The 20,746-nt window shown below is 51.2% G+C and carries 18 protein-coding genes; 13 read left to right on the forward strand and 5 right to left on the reverse strand.

Annotation, left to right across the window (positions count from 1 at the left end; all coding sequences use genetic code 11):
- The first annotated feature begins 6 nt into the window (after positions 1-6).
- From EHW56_RS11930 to phoU, 4 genes are read left to right on the forward strand one after another with little or no spacing between them, the layout of a single operon-like run.
- Positions 7-2,235: an ABC transporter permease subunit gene (locus EHW56_RS11930; RefSeq protein WP_152799818.1), complete on the forward strand. Its 2,229-nt coding sequence runs from the start codon at positions 7-9 to the stop codon at positions 2,233-2,235.
- A 17-nt stretch (positions 2,236-2,252) separates the two neighbouring features.
- Positions 2,253-3,899, forward strand: coding sequence for a phosphate ABC transporter permease PstA (gene pstA / locus EHW56_RS11935; protein WP_152799814.1), 1,647 nt, complete (start codon positions 2,253-2,255; stop codon positions 3,897-3,899).
- A gap of 18 nt (positions 3,900-3,917) precedes the next feature.
- Positions 3,918-4,736, forward strand: coding sequence for a phosphate ABC transporter ATP-binding protein PstB (gene pstB / locus EHW56_RS11940; RefSeq protein ID WP_046075028.1), 819 nt, complete (start codon positions 3,918-3,920; stop codon positions 4,734-4,736).
- A 10-nt stretch (positions 4,737-4,746) separates the two neighbouring features.
- Positions 4,747-5,454, forward strand: a complete 708-nt coding sequence (gene phoU / locus EHW56_RS11945; RefSeq protein WP_046075027.1) for a phosphate signaling complex protein PhoU — start codon at positions 4,747-4,749, stop codon at positions 5,452-5,454.
- A gap of 3 nt (positions 5,455-5,457) precedes the next feature.
- Here phoU and ppk2 read toward each other — a convergent pair whose 3' ends face one another.
- From ppk2 to EHW56_RS11960, 3 genes are all read right to left on the reverse strand, one after another.
- A complete protein-coding gene (gene ppk2 / locus EHW56_RS11950; protein WP_152799813.1) occupies positions 5,458-6,270 on the reverse strand; it encodes a polyphosphate kinase 2 in 813 nt (270 codons plus the stop codon).
- A gap of 150 nt (positions 6,271-6,420) precedes the next feature.
- Positions 6,421-7,161 carry a copper homeostasis protein CutC gene (locus tag EHW56_RS11955; protein ID WP_152796194.1) on the reverse strand — a complete coding sequence of 247 codons (741 nt, stop codon included), beginning with the start codon at positions 7,159-7,161 and terminating at the stop codon, positions 6,421-6,423.
- A gap of 202 nt (positions 7,162-7,363) precedes the next feature.
- Positions 7,364-7,966: a peroxiredoxin C gene (locus EHW56_RS11960; protein WP_046075024.1), complete on the reverse strand. Its 603-nt coding sequence runs from the start codon at positions 7,964-7,966 to the stop codon at positions 7,364-7,366.
- Between the two features lie 143 nt (positions 7,967-8,109).
- Between EHW56_RS11960 and EHW56_RS11965 the strand changes: the two genes are divergently transcribed.
- The 3 genes from EHW56_RS11965 (at position 8,110) to aceA (ending at position 12,519) form a co-directional block, all read left to right on the forward strand.
- Complete coding sequence (locus EHW56_RS11965; RefSeq protein ID WP_152799811.1) at positions 8,110-9,024, forward strand: hydrogen peroxide-inducible genes activator; 915 nt, start codon at positions 8,110-8,112, stop codon at positions 9,022-9,024.
- 504 nt (positions 9,025-9,528) lie between these two features.
- Positions 9,529-11,136 carry a malate synthase A gene (gene aceB / locus EHW56_RS11970; RefSeq protein ID WP_046075021.1) on the forward strand — a complete coding sequence of 536 codons (1,608 nt, stop codon included), beginning with the start codon at positions 9,529-9,531 and terminating at the stop codon, positions 11,134-11,136.
- Between the two features lie 78 nt (positions 11,137-11,214).
- Positions 11,215-12,519, forward strand: a complete 1,305-nt coding sequence (gene aceA, locus EHW56_RS11975) for an isocitrate lyase (protein ID WP_046075020.1) — start codon at positions 11,215-11,217, stop codon at positions 12,517-12,519.
- Between the two features lie 54 nt (positions 12,520-12,573).
- On the opposite strand, the gene EHW56_RS11980 is transcribed toward aceA, so the two are convergent.
- On the reverse strand, positions 12,574-13,014 hold the full coding sequence (locus EHW56_RS11980) for a CBS domain-containing protein (protein WP_152799809.1): 441 nt from the start codon (positions 13,012-13,014) through the stop codon (positions 12,574-12,576).
- Between the two features lie 215 nt (positions 13,015-13,229).
- On the opposite strand from EHW56_RS11980, the gene queA reads away from it, so the two are divergent.
- The 5 genes from queA to secF all read left to right on the forward strand — a co-directional run bounded on the left by queA (position 13,230) and on the right by secF (position 18,723).
- Complete coding sequence (gene queA / locus EHW56_RS11985; protein ID WP_077579560.1) at positions 13,230-14,282, forward strand: tRNA preQ1(34) S-adenosylmethionine ribosyltransferase-isomerase QueA; 1,053 nt, start codon at positions 13,230-13,232, stop codon at positions 14,280-14,282.
- A gap of 112 nt (positions 14,283-14,394) precedes the next feature.
- Positions 14,395-15,516, forward strand: coding sequence for a tRNA guanosine(34) transglycosylase Tgt (gene tgt / locus EHW56_RS11990; RefSeq protein ID WP_077579559.1), 1,122 nt, complete (start codon positions 14,395-14,397; stop codon positions 15,514-15,516).
- 36 nt (positions 15,517-15,552) lie between these two features.
- Positions 15,553-15,882 carry a preprotein translocase subunit YajC gene (gene yajC / locus EHW56_RS11995; protein ID WP_046075016.1) on the forward strand — a complete coding sequence of 110 codons (330 nt, stop codon included), beginning with the start codon at positions 15,553-15,555 and terminating at the stop codon, positions 15,880-15,882.
- 27 nt (positions 15,883-15,909) lie between these two features.
- Positions 15,910-17,763 carry a protein translocase subunit SecD gene (secD, locus tag EHW56_RS12000; RefSeq protein ID WP_172970037.1) on the forward strand — a complete coding sequence of 618 codons (1,854 nt, stop codon included), beginning with the start codon at positions 15,910-15,912 and terminating at the stop codon, positions 17,761-17,763.
- Positions 17,764-17,775: 12 nt separating this feature from the next.
- Positions 17,776-18,723 (forward strand): protein translocase subunit SecF, encoded by a 948-nt coding sequence (secF, locus tag EHW56_RS12005; RefSeq protein ID WP_046075014.1) that lies wholly within the window; start codon positions 17,776-17,778, stop codon positions 18,721-18,723.
- 155 nt (positions 18,724-18,878) lie between these two features.
- On the opposite strand, the gene suhB is transcribed toward secF, so the two are convergent.
- Positions 18,879-19,682 (reverse strand): inositol-1-monophosphatase, encoded by an 804-nt coding sequence (suhB, locus tag EHW56_RS12010; protein WP_046075013.1) that lies wholly within the window; start codon positions 19,680-19,682, stop codon positions 18,879-18,881.
- A gap of 222 nt (positions 19,683-19,904) precedes the next feature.
- On the opposite strand from suhB, the gene trmJ reads away from it, so the two are divergent.
- Positions 19,905-20,669: a tRNA (cytosine(32)/uridine(32)-2'-O)-methyltransferase TrmJ gene (gene trmJ, locus EHW56_RS12015; protein WP_152799805.1), complete on the forward strand. Its 765-nt coding sequence runs from the start codon at positions 19,905-19,907 to the stop codon at positions 20,667-20,669.
- The last annotated feature ends 77 nt before the right edge of the window (positions 20,670-20,746 follow it).

Genomic DNA, 20,746 nt, shown 5'->3' on the forward strand with positions numbered 1-20,746 from the left:
GCACGAATGACCCACTCTTCACCATCATTAACGGACACCAGACCGGCGCGGCGTTTTAAAGATAAACTGACTCGCCAAACGGTACGTCTTGGTGGCGTGATGGTATTAGTGACCCTGCTGCTTCTTTTCTTCTACTTACTCACGGTGGTGGTACCGCTTTTTCACCAAGCGAGTGTGAGCTTGAGTGAGCGTTTTACCTTAGCCACTCCCGGCGTGCCTCAATACATTGGTGCCGATACGCGCAATCAACTGGTGTATGGCTTGGATGATCGAGGTGTGTTAACGGTTGCCAAACGCCCGCAACGGTCTGAGACTCCCACAGCCAGCGCCGTGCTCCGCGCGCAAACGGTATTACAGCAGCCGCTATCCAGCATGGATAAGCCTGCGATAAGCCGCGTCGAAGCATCTACGCCATTTTTGGCGGTGGAAAAGACGCCTGGGCGCGTAGCTGCTTGGCAATTACGCTTTCGTACACAATACCAAGCTGACGCCTCAGTGGTCCCTCAATTGTCCACTATGCCGGCCTTTGGTCGTGAGTTGATCGTGGACGCGAGCGCGCAGCCGCTTAACCAGCTGACTGTTGCGGTGCCGGATAGTTTACACGGTCAAACCATCCCGCCCGTGCTGGCTGCTGTCACTCAGGATAACCGTTTGGTGGTTTTTCGTGGTACGCAGAAAAGCATGGTGCCTCTTTCGCAAGCCGTTGACCATATCGCGTTATCAGGAGACGGGCAGCGCTTGTTTGTGCATCAACAAAATCGTTTAGCGATTTGGCGCGTAAACGGGAACGATTTAGCGTTGCGCGAAACGGTTAATCTCGACAATGTGGTCGCCAGCCCAGTCACGAAAATGTCGATGCTAGCCGGGGGACGCTCTTTGCTCCTTCAGCACCAAGATGGCACCGTCACACAATGGTTCGATGTGGTGAAAAATGGTGAGCCATCGTTAACTGAAGTGCGCGCGTTTTCACCGGGGGAGGGCGTGGCACGTCTCGCACCTGAGCGTCACCGTAAAAGTCTGGCGACGGTAGATGAAACGGGACGACTTAGCCTAGTGCATGCCACCAGTGAGAAACAGCGCCATTTCGATGCTCAGTTTACCGCGCTGCCCGACGCTTTGGCGTTTACGCCTCGTGCAAATGGGCTGATTGCTGTGGTCGACAATCAATGGCAATGGTTGACCGTCGACAACCCTCACCCAGAAGTGAGTATTCACTCGCTATGGCAGAAAGTGTGGTATGAAGGGTACTCGTCTCCGCAGTATGTGTGGCAATCGACCTCTGCGGATGACAGCTTTGAAGCCAAGCTCAGTGTGGTACCCGTGATTTTTGGTACCTTAAAGGTCGCTTTGGTTTCTTTAATTTTTGCGGTGCCGATGGCGATTGGCGCGGCCATATACACTGCTTACTTTATGTCATCCGGGCTCCGGCGCTGGGTGAAGCCGACGGTGGAAACGATTGAAGCATTACCCACCGTCATTATTGGCTTTTTGGCCGGTTTGTGGCTGGCACCCTGGGTTGAGTCGCACATTGCTAGCGTCTTTTTGTTGCTCCTGCTCATCCCTATTATTTTACTTGGGCTAAGCGGCATGTGGCGCATGATCCCAAGATATGTGCGACGCCGCTTACCTGATAACGCGCAGATAGTGGTCATTATTCCGGCGTTATTGATGGTGGGCGTAGTAGCCGCTTACCTTGGACCATGGGTAGAGCAGGTCTGGTTAGGGGGCGATGCGCGCCAGTTTATGACGCATGAACTGGGTATCGGCTATGATCAGCGCAATGCGCTGGTGGTGGGTATCGCCATGGGATTTGCGGTAGTCCCAACCATTTTCTCTATTGCCGAAGATGCGATTTTTTCTGTGCCCCCTCACCTTAAAAACGGCGCCTTGGCCTTAGGGGCGACACACTGGCAAACCTTGATTCGGGTGGTGTTGCTTACCGCAAGCCCTGGTATTTTTTCTGCCGTGATGATGGGCCTTGGGCGCGCGGTCGGTGAAACAATGATCGTACTGATGGCAACCGGTAACACGCCTATCATGGATTGGAATTTGCTCGAAGGGCTACGTACCTTATCGGCCAATATTGCGGTGGAAATGCCGGAGTCTGAAGTCGGTAGTTCCCATTATCGAGTGCTGTTTTTAACCGCTTTTATTCTTTTTGTCTTCACGTTTGTCTTTAACACATTGGCAGAGCTGATCCGTCAGCGTTTGCGTGACAAATACAGCAACCTTTAACCGAGATGAGAATGCGCATGCGTCCATGGATAAAATCTGGCACTCCTTGGGTTTGGATGACGGCCGGAATGGTCAGCGTCAGTCTGATTGCGATTCTTGGGGTGCTGTTATTGCTCGGCTATCGAGGCTTAGGCTATTTCTGGCCGACACCGGTCACCAGCTTTGAAGTGAAGAGTGAGCAGGGAGTAGAAACCGTGGTCGGGCAAATATACCGAACCGATGAGGTTGATGCGACGCAGCTCAAAGATGCAGGTGTTGTATTGCCAGCCTATCGCCAGCCCAGCTACCAACGTTTGGTGGTAAAAACCGGTAACCGTGAGCAAGAAGGGATCGATTTTCGTCAATTGCTGGCGTTTCAGATAAAAAGTCAGCACACACCCGTTGAAATGGCGATGATCGAGCGAAATGAAAATGGCATGTTCTACGGCAAGCCTCAAGCATACGTCGACGCCGGCGGCCACCAACATGCATTAGTGCTGTCTGAACTTTATCAACGCCTGGAAGATTTAGCGGCGCGTCGAGAGGTGATCAATGACATCGAGCAAGTACACCTAGCGAGCGTTAACTATAAGCTGGAGCAGCTGCGGCTGGAGGAAAAGTCCCTCTCATTAGATAGCCAGCTAAACACGGCAGAAAAAAAACGAATTGATAAGCGTCGTTCTCAGCTGCTATCGCAATACCAGCAGTTAGAGAAAAAGCTCAAACAGCTGCGAGAAAAACAACAAACGGGTGCGCTTGTTGTTGAAGATAGCCACGGTGACGCCGTGGCGTTGCCTCTGCAAAATGTGATTAATGTTTGGTATCCCAACGCCATGAGTGCCGTTGATAAGCTTAAATTTTGGGGCTACCAGGTTGCGACCTTTTTATCCGAATCTCCACGAGACAGTAATGCGGCGGGGGGCGTTTTTCCGGCGATTTTTGGCACCGTTTTCTTGGTGCTATTGATGTCAGTGATTGTCACCCCGTTAGGGGTGCTCGCCGCGGTATATCTTCACGAATACGCGCCGAAAACGGCATTCACGCGTATTATTCGCATTGCCGTGGTTAACCTCGCCGGGGTACCGTCAATTGTGTACGGTGTGTTCGGGTTGGGCTTTTTTGTCTATTTTATCGGTGGCACCATTGACGATGTATTTTATCAAGCGGCGCAGCCGGCACCGGTTTTTGGGACACCAGGTATTCTCTGGTCGGCGTTAACCTTGGCGATCCTCACCTTACCTGTGGTGATTGTGTCTACAGAAGAGGGGTTGGCTCGGATCCCCACCAGTGTTCGCCATGGTGCGTTTGCCCTTGGGGCGACACAATCAGAAATGCTCTGGCGGGTGGTCCTGCCGATGGCAAGTCCTGCGATGATGACCGGGTTGATTTTAGCGGTTGCGCGCGCAGCCGGAGAAGTGGCGCCCTTAATGTTGGTGGGAGTGGTTAAGGTCGCCCCCTCTTTGCCAGTGGATGGTAACTTCCCGTTTTTGCACTTAGAGCGGAAGTTCATGCATCTGGGCTACCATATTTATGATGTCGGCTTTCAAAGCGCGCACATCGAAACGGCGCGTCCTTTGGTATACGCCACGTCGTTTTTGCTTGTGTCTGTGATCGTGGCGCTCAATTTGTCCGCGATTGGTATTCGTCATTACTTGCGTGAAAAGTATCGCGCATTGGAATTATAACGATAAGGATCCCGCTCGATGTTTTCGATAACGCCACCCATAGGTGTCACGCCTAGCTTAGACTTGGGGAATTTGCCTGACGAGCAAACCGCGTTAGCTATTCGGGATCTCAACCTTTACTACGGGTCGACCCAAGCGCTGTTTGATATCAGTATGCGTATTCCCAAAGGGAAGGTCACTGCGTTTATCGGACCGTCTGGGTGTGGTAAATCGACATTGCTACGTTGTATTAATCGGATGAATGACTTGGTGGATGGTTGCCGTGTTCGAGGCGGGATCACCCTACACGGGCAAAATATCTATCACCGCGACGTGGATGTACCAGCATTACGCCGTCAAGTGGGGATGGTGTTTCAGCGTCCTAACCCTTTCCCCAAATCTGTCTATGAAAATGTGATCTTTGGACTGCGTTTACAAGGGATCAATGATCCTAGAACACTCGATGATGCCGTCGAGCGTTCATTGCGTGGCGCGGCATTATGGGATGAGGTGAAAGATCGCCTTAATGACAATGCGTTTGGGTTGTCCAGTGGGCAACAGCAACGGCTGGTGATCGCGCGGGCGATCGCGATTGAACCTGAAGTGTTGCTGCTTGATGAGCCATCGTCAGCGTTGGATCCCATCTCAACCTTGACCATTGAAGAGCTGATTAATGATTTAAAGAATCAATACACAGTGGTGATTGTTACCCATAATATGCAACAAGCGGCGCGGGTCTCGGATCAAACGGCGTTTATTAACATGGGACGCTTGGTGGAATACGCGGATACCGATACCTTGTTTACCACCCCACAAAACAAACAAACCGAAGACTACATCACCGGGCGCTACGGATAAGGAGCAGGCCTTGGATAACCACAATATTAGCCGTCATATTTCTGGTCAGTTTAACGCAGAGCTTGAAGCCATTCGCACCCACGTGCTGGCAATGGGCGGCTTGGTTGAGCGTCAGCTAACCGATGCGCTGCGCGCCATGCACAATCAAGATGTGGAGCTCGCGCGCCATGTTATTCGTGAAGATCACAAAGTGAATGGCATGGAAGTGGCGATTGATGAGGCATGTACACGCATCATTGCTAAACGTCAGCCCACCGCGAGCGATCTGCGACTGGTGATGGCTATCATTAAGACCATCACTGATCTTGAGCGCATTGGTGATGTTGCTGACAGTATCGCTAAAATGGCTCTCGACAACTCGAGCTATTCTCAGCAGCCGTTTTTGGTATCACTCGAAGCCTTGGGTCAGCGCGCCGCTAAAATGCTGCACGATGTGTTAGACGCCTTTGCGCGCATGGATATTGATGCGGCAATGAAAGTCTATCGTAAAGATGACTCGTTGGACCGTGAATACGAGGGGATTTTGCGACAGCTGATGACCTACATGATGGAAGATCCACGCTCGATTCCCAATGTGCTGAAAGTAATGTGGTCGGCCCGAGCCATTGAGCGAGTGGGCGATCGCTGTCAGAACATTTGTGAATACATCATCTATTTTGTCAAAGGCAAAGACGTTCGCCACATTCAAAAAGAGGAGCTGGAAAAGCTCCTCAAATAATCGCTACTCGTCGTCTAACCAGTCACTGACGGCGTCTGGGACAAAGCTCTGGTCATGCAAAGGCATACGCACGTAACCTTCCTTATTGATTTCTGGGAGGGTGACTGCGGGGTAGTCAATTTCTTGGTAAGGGATTTGTGAGAGCAAGTGAGCGATGCAATTGAGCCGAGCGTGCTTTTTGTTATCGGCTTCCACCACCCACCAAGGGCTTTCTTTGGTGTCGGTGTAGGCAAACATGCGGTCTTTGGCTTCACTGTATTGCACCCAACGACTACGAGACTCGAGATCCATGGGGCTGAATTTCCAACGCTTTATTGGGGTGTTAATCCGCTCCGCGAAGCGGTTTTCTTGCTCCTCGTCCGATACCGAGAACCAGTATTTAATTAAGATGATCCCAGAACGGATCAACATTCGCTCAAGCTCGGGGCACGTACGAAGGAACTCTTCATATTCTTCATCGCTGCAAAAGCCCATGACTCGCTCGACGCCGGCGCGGTTATACCAACTACGGTCGAACAAGACAATTTCACCACCGGCGGGTAGGTGCTCAATGTAACGCTGAAAATACCACTGTGTGCGTTCACGCTCTGTGGGCTTATCTAGCGCGACGACTCGACAAACACGCGGATTGAGCTTTTCGGTGATCCGTTTAATCACGCCGCCTTTACCGGCGGCATCGCGCCCTTCAAAAATGACAACCACTTTCAACTGCTCTTGCTTGACCCATTCTTGAAGTTTGACCAACTCAGTCTGTAATTCGGTTAGCTTTTTCTCGTAATGTTTTTTGCTGATCTTGTGTGCTTTTTTATCCGACAAGGTCGCTCTCCTTTTACCACAGCGATGGGATCACGGTAGAAAACTCACTTTTCGGATGCAATGGATTCAAGTAGCGAAAGCGTATATCACCTCAAAAGACTAGAGTGGGTCACATTGCCATGTTGTCTGATCACGGCATTGCACCGAGGTTTAAAACGATTGAGCAATGGCTTTGACGAGACGAACGCGTTCCGGATCGGTGATCGGATAACTGCCATCGTCCCCATCGCCCATCGATGCGCAGGCGTTTGATTGCATGACGCTTACTTGCTCGGTGCGTGCCGACAAGTGGATTTCACGTGCGCCGGTGGTCGTTAAAATCGCTTGTGCATTGTCGGGGGTCACGCCTGCGCCTGGCATGATGGCCAATGAGGTATGGCGTGTGGCGTCCACCCATTGTTTGAGTGCCTCTTTTCCCTGCCAAGCATTCGTCGCTTGCCCGGAGGTGAGAATGCGTTCAATCGTCGGGCGGGCAAGGATTGCTTCGAGCGCCGCGTGAGGGTCTTGGCAGTGATCAAATGCGCGGTGGAAAGTCACTCCCATTCCCTTTGCTTGGGCAAGCATGGCATCAATAGCCGGCAAGTCGAGTTGACCACTTGGCGTGAGTGCGCCGATCACCACACCTGCACACCCAGCTTGGCGGGCGTTGGCGATATCTTGCAGCATCACTTCAATCTCTTCACTGGCATAGACGAAGTCGCCTTCTCGCGGTCGGATAATCGCATAAATAGGGATCCGCGCTTTCTGAGCGGCTTGTTGCATATAGCCATCACTTGGGGTTAAACCACCGAGGCGCAGTGCGCTGCACAGTTCCACTCGATCCGCACCAGCGTGCTCAGCAAGCGATAATGAACGAATACTATCAATACAAACTTCAACTAAGACAGACATATCACCCCTTTGACGAAACGAACCGTGTCAAGATAGTCCACGCTATTGTGACAGGGTGAGAGGTAATTACCTAGTGTTAGATTGGAAATGGCTTGATGAGAGAAGAGCCTTGAGTAAGGCGAGGTGGGATAGATAAAAAAGGGCCCGGTTTGCCGGGCCTCATTATTGTCTCACATTGTCCAGTGCAGGGCACTTGACCTTATTACAGGTCGTCAGTGTGCTCAGACAGGTATGCAGCCACACCTTCAGGTGACTCAGCCATACCCGCTTTACCTTCTTCCCACTGTGCAGGGCAAACTTCACCGTTTTTCTGGTGGAAGTTCAGTGCGTCAACCATGCGTAGCATTTCGTCGATGTTACGGCCTAGTGGTAGGTCGTTGACAACTTGGTGACGAACCACACCTTCCTCGTCGATAAGGAAAGAACCACGGAACGCAACGCCAGCTTCTGGGTGCTCAACGTCGTATGCTTTACAGATTTCGTGCTTAACGTCAGCAACCAGTGGATACTTCACTGCGCCGATGCCGCCGTCTTCGACAGCCGTTTTGCGCCACGCGTTGTGTGAGAACTGAGAGTCGATAGACACACCGATAACCTCAACGCCTTTAGCTTGGAAGTCGCTCAGGCGCTTATCGAATGCGATCAGCTCTGATGGGCACACGAAAGTGAAGTCGAGTGGGTAGAAAAAGACAACCGCTTTTTTGCCTTTGGTGAACTCTTTCAGGTTGAAGTTATCAACGATTTCGCCATTACCTAGTACGGCAGCGGCAGTAAAATCTGGTGCTTGACGACCTACGAGTACCATATCTCAGCTCCTAGTTTAAATGTTTGCCTGATAATCAGGTTCCTATATAAGCGAGACAAACTATAGCTAACTTGTTAGATTGAAAAAAGTGGAATTAATAGATTGTAATAATCGAAAAATACGATTGTTTAAAATATGACTGTATGAACAAATATCCGTCTTTAAAGCAGCTACACTATCTGGTTACCCTCTCCGAAACGCGGCATTTTGGCGAAGCGGCGAAATTGTGTTTTGTGAGCCAGTCGACCTTGAGCGCTGGGATCCAAAACCTCGAGGATCTGATTGGTGCTCAGCTCATTGAGCGTGACAATAAAACCTTGGTACTCACTGGGATGGGCGAAGAGGTGGTGCGCCGTAGCCGAGAAATCCTAGCGCGCAGTCAGGATTTGATGGAGCTAACGCAAGTTAAATCAGATCCTATGCACGGCAAAGTACGGCTGGGCTGCATCCCTACCATCGCGCCATTCTTATTGTGTGATGTGGTGCAGCAAGTCAACCGACATTACCCCAACTTAGATTTGTTGTTGCGTGAGGACACCACGGCGAACTTACTCACCGCGCTCAAACACGGCGAAATGGATACCCTTATCCTCGCGCTGCCAATGGACATTGGCACCATGACCCGTCGCGTGGTGGGGCGTGATCCGTTTAAAATGGTGATGAGCCAAAAGCAAGCTGCGCAGCTTGAGTTACCCATCGATTATGACGCGCTGCCCGATGAATCTGTTTTCTTGCTTGAGCGAGAACACTGCCTCACTGACCATGCGGTTTCTGCCTGTCAGATGACGGCCTCACAGAAGATTAACCCATTTATGGCAACCAGCTTACACACCTTGGTGCAAATGGTCGCAAACGGCAATGGTGTGACCTTTATACCGCAAATGGCGATTGATCATGGCTTAATTGATAACCTCGACGTGCATTTAGAAACGCCGCCGGGAGAAGCGGCCTACCGTGATATAGGAGTGGTCTGGCGACCCTCTTCGAGTCGGATTAATACGTTTAACCAGCTTGCTGATCTGGTCGCAGGACTACTTTCCCCAACAGCTAGGGAGTAAAAAGCCTAAAATAAGTGATTTACACTGATATTTTTGCCTTTTTGCAGCATGATTGTCTGTTTAAGAGCGTTGAAAATGACACCGAAGCCGTTGGATTATTATCACGAAAAAAGCAGCACCCCAGGGTGCTGCTTTTTGTTTTTATATATAAGTCATTGAAGTTAAAATATTTTTTTATTTTTTCGCCACGGGGTAAAGCGCTTGGTGTGTAATTTAATTACGTAACTGATTACAAAGTGGTGACAAAATTATGATCCCCGTAGCAGTGTTATATCATTCTGATAATGGACATAAAAAAGCGCATTCAAGCTTATGCTCTAAACTATTTAAGTGTTTGTTTTTAAGTTGTTTTAATAATTAATCCTTCCGTTTTTATTTTGTCCTTGGTTGATTTTTGCGCGAATGTAAGCCAACGTAAGAACACAAGTGCTGCACGAGAGCCCAAGCGCGTGCAGTGATAATAGTGTTGTGATTGGATTACAAATGATAAGCCAGGGAGGCGATATGACGGAAGCGTGCTCAACCTTACGCGAATCGTTGGTGATTAACGAGACAGTCACCGCAGAGCAGGCAGAAATCTTAACCGATGATGCATTGTGCTTTTTAGCCAGTCTCGCTGAGCGTTATGCAGCGCGCGTACCCACACTGTTAGCGGCGCGTGAGGCGCGTCAACAACGCATTGATGCGGGAGAGCTGCCCGACTTTCTTCCGGAGACGCAATCGATCCGCCAAGCGGATTGGACCATCCGTGGCATTCCCGAGGATTTACAAGATCGGCGGCTAGAAATTACCGGACCGGTAGACCGGAAGATGGTGATCAACGCACTCAACGCCAACGTGAAAGTTTTCATGGCGGACTTTGAAGACTCCTTTGCGCCGGCGTGGCCACAAGTGGTTGACGGGCAGCGTAATTTGCGCGATGCCGTGAATGGCACCATCAGTTATCAGCACCCTGATACAGGCAAACGCTATCAGCTAAATGAAGACCCAGCACGCCTTATTTGCCGTGTGCGTGGCTTGCACCTGACCGAAAAACACGTGACGTGGCAGGGTAAACCAATTCCAGGTGCCCTGTTCGACTTCGCTCTTTACTTTTTCCATAACTACCGTCGTTTACTCGAGACGGGATCGGGGCCTTATTTCTACCTGCCTAAACTTCAAGCATATCAAGAAGCCGCGTGGTGGAGTGAGGTGTTTTCCTTTGCCGAAGACGAGTTTGGGCTAAGCCGTGGCACCATCAAAGCGACCGTGCTGATTGAAACCTTGCCCGCCGTGTTCGAAATGGATGAGATTTTGTATCACCTTCGTGATCACATCGTCGCCCTTAACTGTGGTCGTTGGGATTATATCTTTAGCTATATCAAAACATTGCGTAATCATCCGGACCGCGTGTTGCCGGACCGCCAAGTGGTGACCATGGATAAGCCTTTCCTTAACGCTTACTCGCGTTTACTGGTCAAAACGTGCCATAAGCGTGGCGCGTTGGCGATGGGTGGCATGGCAGCCTTTATTCCCAGTAAAGACCCGGCTGAAAACCAGCAGGTGCTAGAGAAAATTGAAAAGGATAAAACCTTAGAAGCCAATAATGGCCACGATGGCACCTGGATTGCGCATCCAGGGCTGGCTGACACGGCTCGCGCGATTTTCGACCGTGCACTTGGCGATAAGCCGAATCAACTTACGGTGACCCGCGAGCAAGATGCTGAGATTACTGCTGCAGAGTTGCTGGCGCCTTGCGATGGCGAACGCACAGAGGCGGGAATGCGACATAACATTCGCGTGGCGGTGCAGTACATTGAAGCGTGGATTTCAGGTAATGGTTGTGTGCCTATTTATGGCTTGATGGAGGACGCGGCCACGGCTGAAATCTCACGTGCGTCGATTTGGCAATGGATTAAGCATCAAAAACCACTGAGCAACGGCAAGGTGGTGACCAAGGCGTTGTTCTCTCAGTATCTTGCCGAGGAAATGGCGGTGCTTGAAAAAGAGCTAGGCGCAGAGCGCTTTGCGCAAGGACGGTACCGGCAAGCGGCAACCTTGATGGAAACGCTCACTACCAGTGATGAGCTGGTTAACTTTTTAACCTTACCGGGTTATGAGTATTTGCCGTAATGGGCATGGAAGCACAATAACAAACATGGAATGACAGTAAGGGGCTGGTACAGCCCTGCTAACAAAGAGGAATGGAACATGACTTTGACTCGCCAACAACAAATCGCTGAACTGGAAAAGGATTGGGCGGAAAACCCGCGCTGGAAACAGGTTAAGCGCCCCTACACGGCTGAAGAAGTCGTCAATATGCGTGGCTCGTTTGTGCCGGAGAATACCGTCGCTAAGCGGGGAGCTGCCAAACTATGGGATTTGGTCAATGGCAGTGCCAAAAAAGGCTACGTCAACTGCTTGGGCGCATTGACAGGCGGTCAAGCGGTGCAGCAAGCCAAAGCGGGTATTGAAGCGATTTATCTGTCTGGTTGGCAGGTGGCGGCTGACAACAACACAGCCTCGAGTATGTATCCAGACCAGTCGTTGTATCCGGTTGATTCCGTTCCCGCTGTCGTTAAGCGCATTAATAATGCGTTTCGCCGAGCGGACCAAATTCAGTGGTCGAAAGGGGGCTCGCCGGAAGAGGGCACCGACTATTTCTTACCGATTGTAGCGGATGCCGAAGCAGGCTTTGGTGGCGTGCTTAACGCCTACGAGCTGATGCGTAACATGATTGAAGCTGGCGCTGCCGGTGTTCACTTTGAAGATCAGCTCGCCTCAGTGAAAAAATGTGGCCACATGGGCGGAAAAGTGTTGGTGCCAACCCAAGAGGCGGTACAAAAATTGGTCGCGGCGCGCTTAGCTGCCGATGTGGCGGGCACCGATACGCTGGTCATTGCGCGTACTGATGCCAACGCGGCCGATCTATTGACCTCAGATTGCGACCCATACGACAAGGACTTCATCGTTGGTGAGCGCACAGCCGAAGGGTTTTATCGCGTGCGTCCTGGGATTGAGCAAGCCATTTCTCGAGGCCTAGCTTATGCGCCGTATGCCGATTTGATTTGGTGCGAGACCGCGAAACCGGACTTGGAAGAAGCACGACAGTTTGCTGAAGCCATTCATGCTCAGTATCCAGACCAGCTTTTGGCTTATAACTGCTCACCGTCTTTCAACTGGGAGAAAAACCTGGACGCCGAGACGATAGCGCGTTTCCAACAAGAACTGTCTGATATGGGCTATAAGTACCAGTTCATTACCTTAGCGGGTATTCATAACATGTGGTACAACATGTTCGACTTGGCGCATGCTTATGCGCAAGGTGAGGGCATGCGTCACTACGTTGAAAAAGTGCAGCGTCCAGAGTTCGCTGCCGCTGAGCGTGGCTATACCTTTGTCGCGCACCAGCAAGAAGTGGGTACTGGGTATTTTGATCAGATGACCAATATTATCCAAGGTGGGCAATCATCGGTCACGGCATTAACGGGCTCGACGGAAGAAGATCAATTCTAATCGCACGATACCGGTTATCAACCTGATAAAAAGGGAGTCTCACACTCCCTTTTTTTATTCTCCCTCTTCAACCGGCTCACTTTCTTCTTGGATCTCCAGCAATGTTGACGCGATGGCCACAAAATCACTGTCGGTGATGATCCCAACCAAACGTTGGTGCTTCACCACCGGTAAGCAGCCTATTTTACGCTCGAGCATGGTTAGCGCCGCGGCCCGTAGTGACGCCCCGGGGTCGACTGTGACCAGTTGCCGCTCGATAAAGTGTGATAAGGGAGTATGGAGCTGGTGATCGCCATTGGTCGTTTTGCCTAGTGAAGAGGCTTGTGCTGACAGCACATCTCTTTGTGTGACCAGTCCTAACAAACGCTCATCATCGTCAACGATGGGGAGATGGCGAAAGCGCTCGGCGCGCATTAAACGGTGCGCGTCATCCAGGGTATGGTCAGGGCTAAGCGTGTGTGGATGCCGGGTCATCATATCATCAACAATAAACATGGCACCTCCTTGTCATCAGTACACAGGGATACTTTCACTGTAGTGCAGTTGTACCGGGTTAGGCGTGATATGCATCAAGATAACTACGCGCATCGAGGCAAATGTTGTGTTCATTGGCGCCTGTGTAAACGATGCCTGAATCAAGCATCCAGCTTGCTTGATCTTCACGGTGGGCTACCTATACTAGCGGCCTGCTTTTTATCTAGGCAAATGTCATGCAATTATCCGATTTTCACTTTGAACTCCCCGATGAGTTAATTGCACGCTATCCGCAACCGGATCGCAGTGCAAGTCGCTTATTGTCACTCGATGGCACAAGCGGTGAGGTGGTACATCGTCAGTTTAAGGATATCCTCGATCTGGTTGAGCCAGGGGATTTGATGGTGTTCAACAACACGCGTGTGATCCCCGCGCGCGTGTATGGTCGCAAAGCGTCGGGAGGTAAAATAGAGGTGCTGGTGGAGCGTGTGCTCGACGAACGTCGTTTCCTCGCCCATGTGCGCGCCTCTAAAGCACCTAAACCCGGCGCCGAATTATTCCTCGGCGATGACGGACAGGTCCCAGCAAAGATGGTGGCACGCCATGATGCTCTGTTCGAAATCCAGCTACACGACGATAAAGGCGTGGTAGATACGCTTAACGACATCGGCCATATGCCGTTGCCGCCATACATCGACCGCCCAGATGAAGAGAGCGATAAAGAACGCTATCAAACCGTGTATAACCAAAAGCCTGGGGCCGTCGCTGCGCCAACGGCGGGGTTACACTTTGACGATGCCATTATGGCAGCGCTTAAAGAAAAAGGCGTCAATATTGCTTTTGTCACCTTGCACGTGGGAGCCGGAACGTTCCAACCGGTTCGGGTCGACAACATTGAAGAGCACACCATGCACGCTGAGTATGCTGAAGTGCCGCAAGAGGTGGTTGATGCGGTCAATCAAACGCGAGCACAAGGCAAGCGGGTGATTGCGGTGGGAACCACCTCGGTGCGTTCACTGGAAAGTGCGGCACAGGCGGCCAAGCAAAAAGGTGAGCCACTGTCCCCGTTTTTTAATGACACGCAGATCTTTATCTATCCGGGGTATGAGTGGCAGCTAGTGGATGTATTGGTGACCAATTTTCACTTGCCGGAATCCACCTTGATCATGTTGGTAAGCGCGTTTGCCGGTTACCAGCATACCATGGCCGCTTATCGTGCGGCGGTTGAAGAACGCTATCGCTTTTTCAGCTATGGCGATGCCATGTTTATTACCCGTCAGCACCACTGACGACATGATGAGAACACGGGCTCTTGTGTCCGTGTGCGCTATGCTTGCGGCAGGGTAAACCTGTTAGCATAAGACACACGCCAGACTGTTTCTCTGGCACTGAGGAGGATTCGTGGAATACGAACTGAAAAAAACCGACGGACGCGCTCGCCGTGGCCGCTTAATCTTTGAACGCGGCACTGTGGAAACGCCGGCTTTTATGCCGGTGGGTACCTATGGCACCGTCAAAGGGATGACGCCTGAAGAAGTGAAAGGGACTGGGGCGGAGATCCTATTAGGGAACACTTTTCATCTATGGCTACGCCCAGGTCAGGAAATTATGCGACTGCACGGGGATTTGCATGACTTTATGCAGTGGCATGGCCCTATTTTGACCGACTCTGGCGGTTTCCAAGTGTTCAGTTTGGGCGATATCCGTAAAATCACCGAAGAAGGGGTGCACTTTCGCAACCCAGTGAACGGCGATCGCATCTTTATGGACGCGGAAAAATCGATGGAGATCCAATATGACTTGGGATCAGACATCGTGATGATTTTTGATGAGTGTACGCCCTATCCTGCCACGCATGACGAAGCGAAAAAGTCGATGGAGATGTCACTACGCTGGGCAAAACGTAGCCGCAATCACTTTGACAAATTAGGTAACAAAAATGCCTTGTTTGGTATTGTACAAGGCGGCGTGTACGAGGACTTGCGAGATGTATCTGTAGAAGGTCTTACCGAGATCGGTTTTGATGGGTATGCCGTTGGCGGCCTAGCGGTCGGAGAGCCGAAAGAAGACATGCACCGGATCTTGGAGCACACTTGTCCACAGCTGCCAGAGGATAAACCGCGCTATCTGATGGGCGTAGGGAAACCTGAAGATTTGGTCGAAGGGGTTCGTCGTGGCGTCGACATGTTTGATTGTGTGATGCCGACACGAAACGCACGTAATGGCCACTTGTTTATTACTGGCGGTGTGATCAAGATCCGCAATGCGAAACATAAAAGTGATACCTCGCCTCTGGATCCCGAGTGTGACTGTTACACTTGCCGCCACTACAGCCGTGCTTACCTCTACCATTTAGACCGCTGTAATGAGATCCTAGGCGCGCGACTCAACACCATCCACAACTTACGCTACTATCAGCGCGTGATGGAAGGTTTGCGTAACGCGATTGACGAAGGTAGATTAGATGCCTTTGTAGCGGATTTCTACGCGCGTCGTGGCAAGGAAGTGCCGCCGCTCGATTAATTTCGAATTCAACAACTAGAACGAGGACGTGATTGAATGTTTATCTCACAAGCTCACGCAGCCGCTGAAGCCGCACCACAAGGTGGCGGAATGCAGCTTTTTATCATGCTTGGTCTCTTTGCGGTGATTTTTTACTTTATGATCTACCGCCCGCAATCTAAGCGTGTCAAAGAGCACAAAAACCTTATGGCATCTATGAGCAAAGGGGACGAAGTGCTAACCGGAGGTGGTTTAGTGGGTAAGATCACTCAAATCGCTGAAGACAATGACTTTATTGTGATTGCACTCAACGATAATAACGAAGTGACCATCAAAAAAGACTTCGTGACGGCAGTACTGCCTAAAGGTACTATCCAGTCTCTCTAATTCTCGCAACCATAAAGGATGCATGCTGTGCTAAACCGTTATCCTTTGTGGAAGTACATCATGGTGCTAATAACACTGGTTATTGGCATCGTGTATGCGCTTCCCAATTTATACGGTGAAGATCCAGCAGTACAAATTTCCGGGGCGCGTGGCGCCTCGGTAGATATGACTGCGTTGGACTCCATCAAACAGACCCTCGAATCGAACGACCTTTCCTACCAATCCATTGCGCTCGAAGACGGTACCGTCTTAGCCCGCTTTAAAGACACGGAAGCACAAATCAGTGCCCGTGATGCCTTGATGTCGCGTTTCGACAGTGATGACTATGTTGTTGCCTTAAACTTGGCGCCTGCAACGCCATCGTGGCTGGATACGCTGGGTGCTACCCCGATGAAGCTTGGCCTAGACCTACGTGGTGGGGTGCACTTCCTGATGGAAGTGGACATGGATGCAGCATTAGAAAAGCTGATCACCCAGCAAGAAGACAGCTTCCGCACCGACTTACGTGAAGCGCGTATCCGTTATCGTGGTTTACGAATAGAAGATAACACCCGTGTTGTGGTGAATCTGCGTAATGCCGAAGACACCAATAAAGCGCTAGAACTGCTCTCGAACAACTACCTCGACATGAACTTTTCTGTCGATGAAGATGAAGGGCGATTAGCCGCGGTTTACAAAGAAGAGCGCCTCAAAGAGATTCGTAACTACGCGGTGGCGCAAAACATTACCATTCTGCGCAACCGTGTGAATGAACTGGGTGTGGCCGAGCCTTTGGTGCAACGTCAGGGCGCAAGCCGTATTGTGGTTGAACTCCCCGGTGTGCAAGACACGGCACGCGCGAAAGAAATTCTTGGTGCCACCGCGACCTTGGAATTCCGCGAAGTGGATCAGGACGCTGACCTATCTGCCGCCATGGCAGGCCGCGTGCCACCGGGCAGCGAGTTGATGCGTACTCGAGATGGCCGTCCCGCCGTGCTGAAAAAGCGGGTCATTTTGACGGGCTCACACATTACTGACGCCAGCTCCTCCCGCGATGAATACAGCCGACCACAAGTTAACATCTCTCTCGACAGTGAGGGTGGTGACAAAATGGCGGACTTCAGTAAGCGCAATATTGGTGAGCTGATGGCCACCGTGTTTGCAGAATACAAAGACAGTGGCGAGCGTGACGAAGACGGCAAAGTGATCTTGGAAAAACACGAAGAAGTGATTAACCAAGCCACGATCCAGTCTGCTTTGGGACGTAATTTCCGCATTACCGGCATTGATTCTGCCGCCGAAGCACATAACTTGGCGCTGCTGCTGCGCGCAGGTGCCTTGATTGCGCCTATCTCGATTGTTGAAGAGCGCACCATTGGTCCATCAATGGGTCAGCAAAATATCAACATGGGTGTGCAAGCCTGTATCTGGGGCTTGGTGGCGGTGATGCTCTTCACCTTGATTTACTATCGTCGCTTTGGTCTGTTTGCCAACTGTGCCTTGCTCGCCAATATCGTCTTGATCATCGGTATTATGTCTCTGATCCCAGGGGCGACCATGACACTGCCTGGTATTGCCGGTATCGTCTTGACAGTGGGGATGGCGGTCGATGCCAACGTGCTGATTTTTGAGCGGATCCGCGAAGAAATCCACGAAGGACGCAATCCTCAACATGCAATCGACCGTGGTTATTCTAACGCGTTTAGTACCATCGCCGATGCCAATATCACCACGCTGATCACCGCAATCATCTTGTTTGCTGTGGGAACAGGCGCGATAAAAGGCTTCGCGGTGACACTGTCGATCGGTATTTTGACCTCGATGTTTACTGCCATCATTGGTACGCGTGCACTGGTTAACTTGGTGTACGGTGGTAAGCGCGTCAAGAAACTGTCGATTTAAGGGAGTCCAAGCATGTTTCAAATATTTAAACCGGACATGTCGATCAACTTTATGCGTTGGTCTAAATTGGCCTTCGTGTTGTCCATCGCCATGATTGCCGCGTCTGTCGTCACCCTATCCACTAAGTGGCTTAACTGGGGGCTCGACTTTACCGGTGGTACCTTGATAGAAGTGGGCTTTGAACAGCCCGCTGACTTACCGCAAATTCGTGAGTCACTGGCGGCTGACGGCTTTGGTGACGCCGTGGTACAAAACTTCGGTAGTGCCACTGATGTGATGGTGCGCCTGCGTCCGCGTGATGATATGGAAGGCGAGAACCTCGGTAACGAGGTGCTCAATGCCATCAAAACAGGTACGGGTGATCAGGTAGAAATGCGCCGCATCGAGTTTGTTGGCCCGAATGTGGGTGACGAGCTGACCGAAGCGGGTGGGTTGGCGATTATTATCGCGCTGGTCTGTATCCTGATCTACGTGTCGTTCCGTTTCGAGTGGCGCTTGGCGGCTGGCGCGGTGATGGCACTGGCGCACGATGTGATCATTACCTTGGGTATTTTCTCCTTGTTCCAAGTCGAAGTGGACTTGACCATTGTCGCTGCGTTGTTGACGGTGGTGGGGTACTCGTTGAACGATACTATTGTGGTGTTCGACCGTATTCGTGAAAACTTCCGTAAGCTGCGTAAAGGTGAGTCAGATGAAATCATTAATGCGTCTGTCTCTCAGACCCTGAGTCGAACCACCATTACCTCGGGCACGACTTTGTTTGTGGTGATTGCACTGTTCACCTTGGGTGGAACCATGATCCACGGCTTTGCGATGGCCTTGCTGATTGGTATCACTGTGGGTACCTACTCTTCAATCTACGTGGCGTCTGCTCTGGCATTGAAGCTGGGTATTGCGCGTGAGCACCTGTTGGTGCCAGAAGTGGAAAAAGAAGGGCAAGAGTTTGACGCGATGCCTTGATGCGCTCGCCCCGCGTCTGTTGCGGGGCGAATTGCACACTCGGTGTGCGTCGCAGCCAGTATGGCACTCAGTGTTAAAGAGACAGCCGATGATTTGACGGCATAAAAAAAGCGACGCTCACCGAGCGTCGCTTTTTTTATACCCAGAGGGAAGCATTATTTTTTCATCGACTCAGGGGCGTTCTCGCGCACTTTGGCCAGCATGCCTTTTACGACGCGTGGTGCACCGCTTACCACGTTACCGCTACGCATGTAGTCGGTTCCACCGTTAAAGTCGGTACAAATCGCCCCAGCTTCACGGGCAATCAATTCGCCTGCCGCGATATCCCACGGTTTCAGGCCAAGCTCAAAAAAGCCATCAACACGGCCTGCGGCCACATAGCAAAGATCCAACGCGGCAGAGCCGGTGCGACGGAAATCAGCACAATCAACGAATAACGCGCTCACGACCGCCATAAAGCCTTCAGCGTGTTGCTTTGCTTTGAAGGGGAAGCCCGTCGCTAAGATTGTGCCGTCGAGCTCTTTGGCGCTACCGGTACGAATACGCTTGTTATTGAGTTGTGCGCCAGCACCACGTTGTGCGGTGAATAGCTCATTACGGATAGGGTCGTAAACGCAGCCGATCTCAGTGCGGCCTTTAATACGCACCGCGATAGACACGCTGAAATGGGGAAAGTCGTTAACGAAGTTGGTGGTGCCATCCAGTGGGTCGATGATCCATTGATAGTCGCTATCTTTCCCTTCAGCCACGCCTGACTCTTCGCCAACGATGGTGTGGTCCGGGTAGGACTTTTTGATGATGTCGATGATGATTTGTTCTGCCGCTTTGTCGACATTAGTGACAAAGTCATTACTGCCTTTTTGCGCGGTTTCGATGTTGTCTCTGTTTTCTGCAGATTTGGCGATAAAGTCGCCAGCCTTCCGTGCAGCACGGACGGCGATGTTTAGCATCGGATGCATACGGTTTTCCCAACGGATGTTAAAGAACGAAAGCGGGGCGGAGTATAACAGAGCCAGAGCAAAAGGAAAGTGGGTATTTTTTGACCGTCGCGACGTCCGTGAACTGGCGCGACACGCTTAGCTGAGAAGTATTATCGATTGCACTGTGATAAACTGCGCAGATCTAACAGACACCTGCCCACCCCACCAAGGGTGCACAGCGTAAGAGACGAAAACAACATCATGCTAGATCAAATCCGCGTCGTATTGGTGGGAACTTCCCATTCCGGTAATATTGGCTCAGCCGCAAGGGCAATGAAAGTCATGGGGCTTAGCAATATGACCCTCGTGGCCCCCGAATGTAAAGTGGATGGCCAAGCCATTGCGTTGGCGGCCGGTGCCAGTGATATCGCCAACAATGCGCGGGTCGTCGGTACCTTAGAAGAGGCAGTGGCAGACTGTGGCCTTGTGGTGGGAACCAGTGCAAGAAGCCGGACACTCGAGTGGCCGATGCTCGATGCGCGCGAATGCGGTAAAAAGGCCGTGGAAGAGGCGAGTACTCACCCGGTGGCGATTGTCTTTGGTCGCGAGCGCACTGGCTTGACCAATGAAGAGCTGCAGACCTGTCATTATCATGTGTCGATTCCGTCCAACCCAGACTATAGCTCGTTGAACTTGGCGATGGCGGTACAAACCCTGTGCTATGAAATGCGCGTCGCTTGGTTAGACAGTCAAGCCTATCAAGGCCCCACGCTGGAACAAACCTACCCTTTAAATGAAGAGCTTTCACGGTTTTATCAGCACCTAGAAACGGTCCTTAGCAAAACCGGATTTATCCGTACTCAGCATCCCGGGATGGTGATGACCAAGTTACGTCGGCTCTTTAACCGAGCGCGACTTGAGAGCCAAGAGTTAAATATTTTACGGGGGGTGCTGTCATCCATCGAAAAAGTGACCCAACAAGCGGCATCGCGCGAGCAAAATACCGATAATCATCGCGCTCAGTGATCCTTTCAACCGAGCATGCGTAACTTAAGGTGAAAACCTGACAAAAATACTCAGGTAAATACTTGACCAAATTACTC

The organism is Salinivibrio sp. VGrn1 (assembly GCF_009377995.1).
Lineage (GTDB): Bacteria > Pseudomonadota > Gammaproteobacteria > Enterobacterales > Vibrionaceae > Salinivibrio > Salinivibrio siamensis.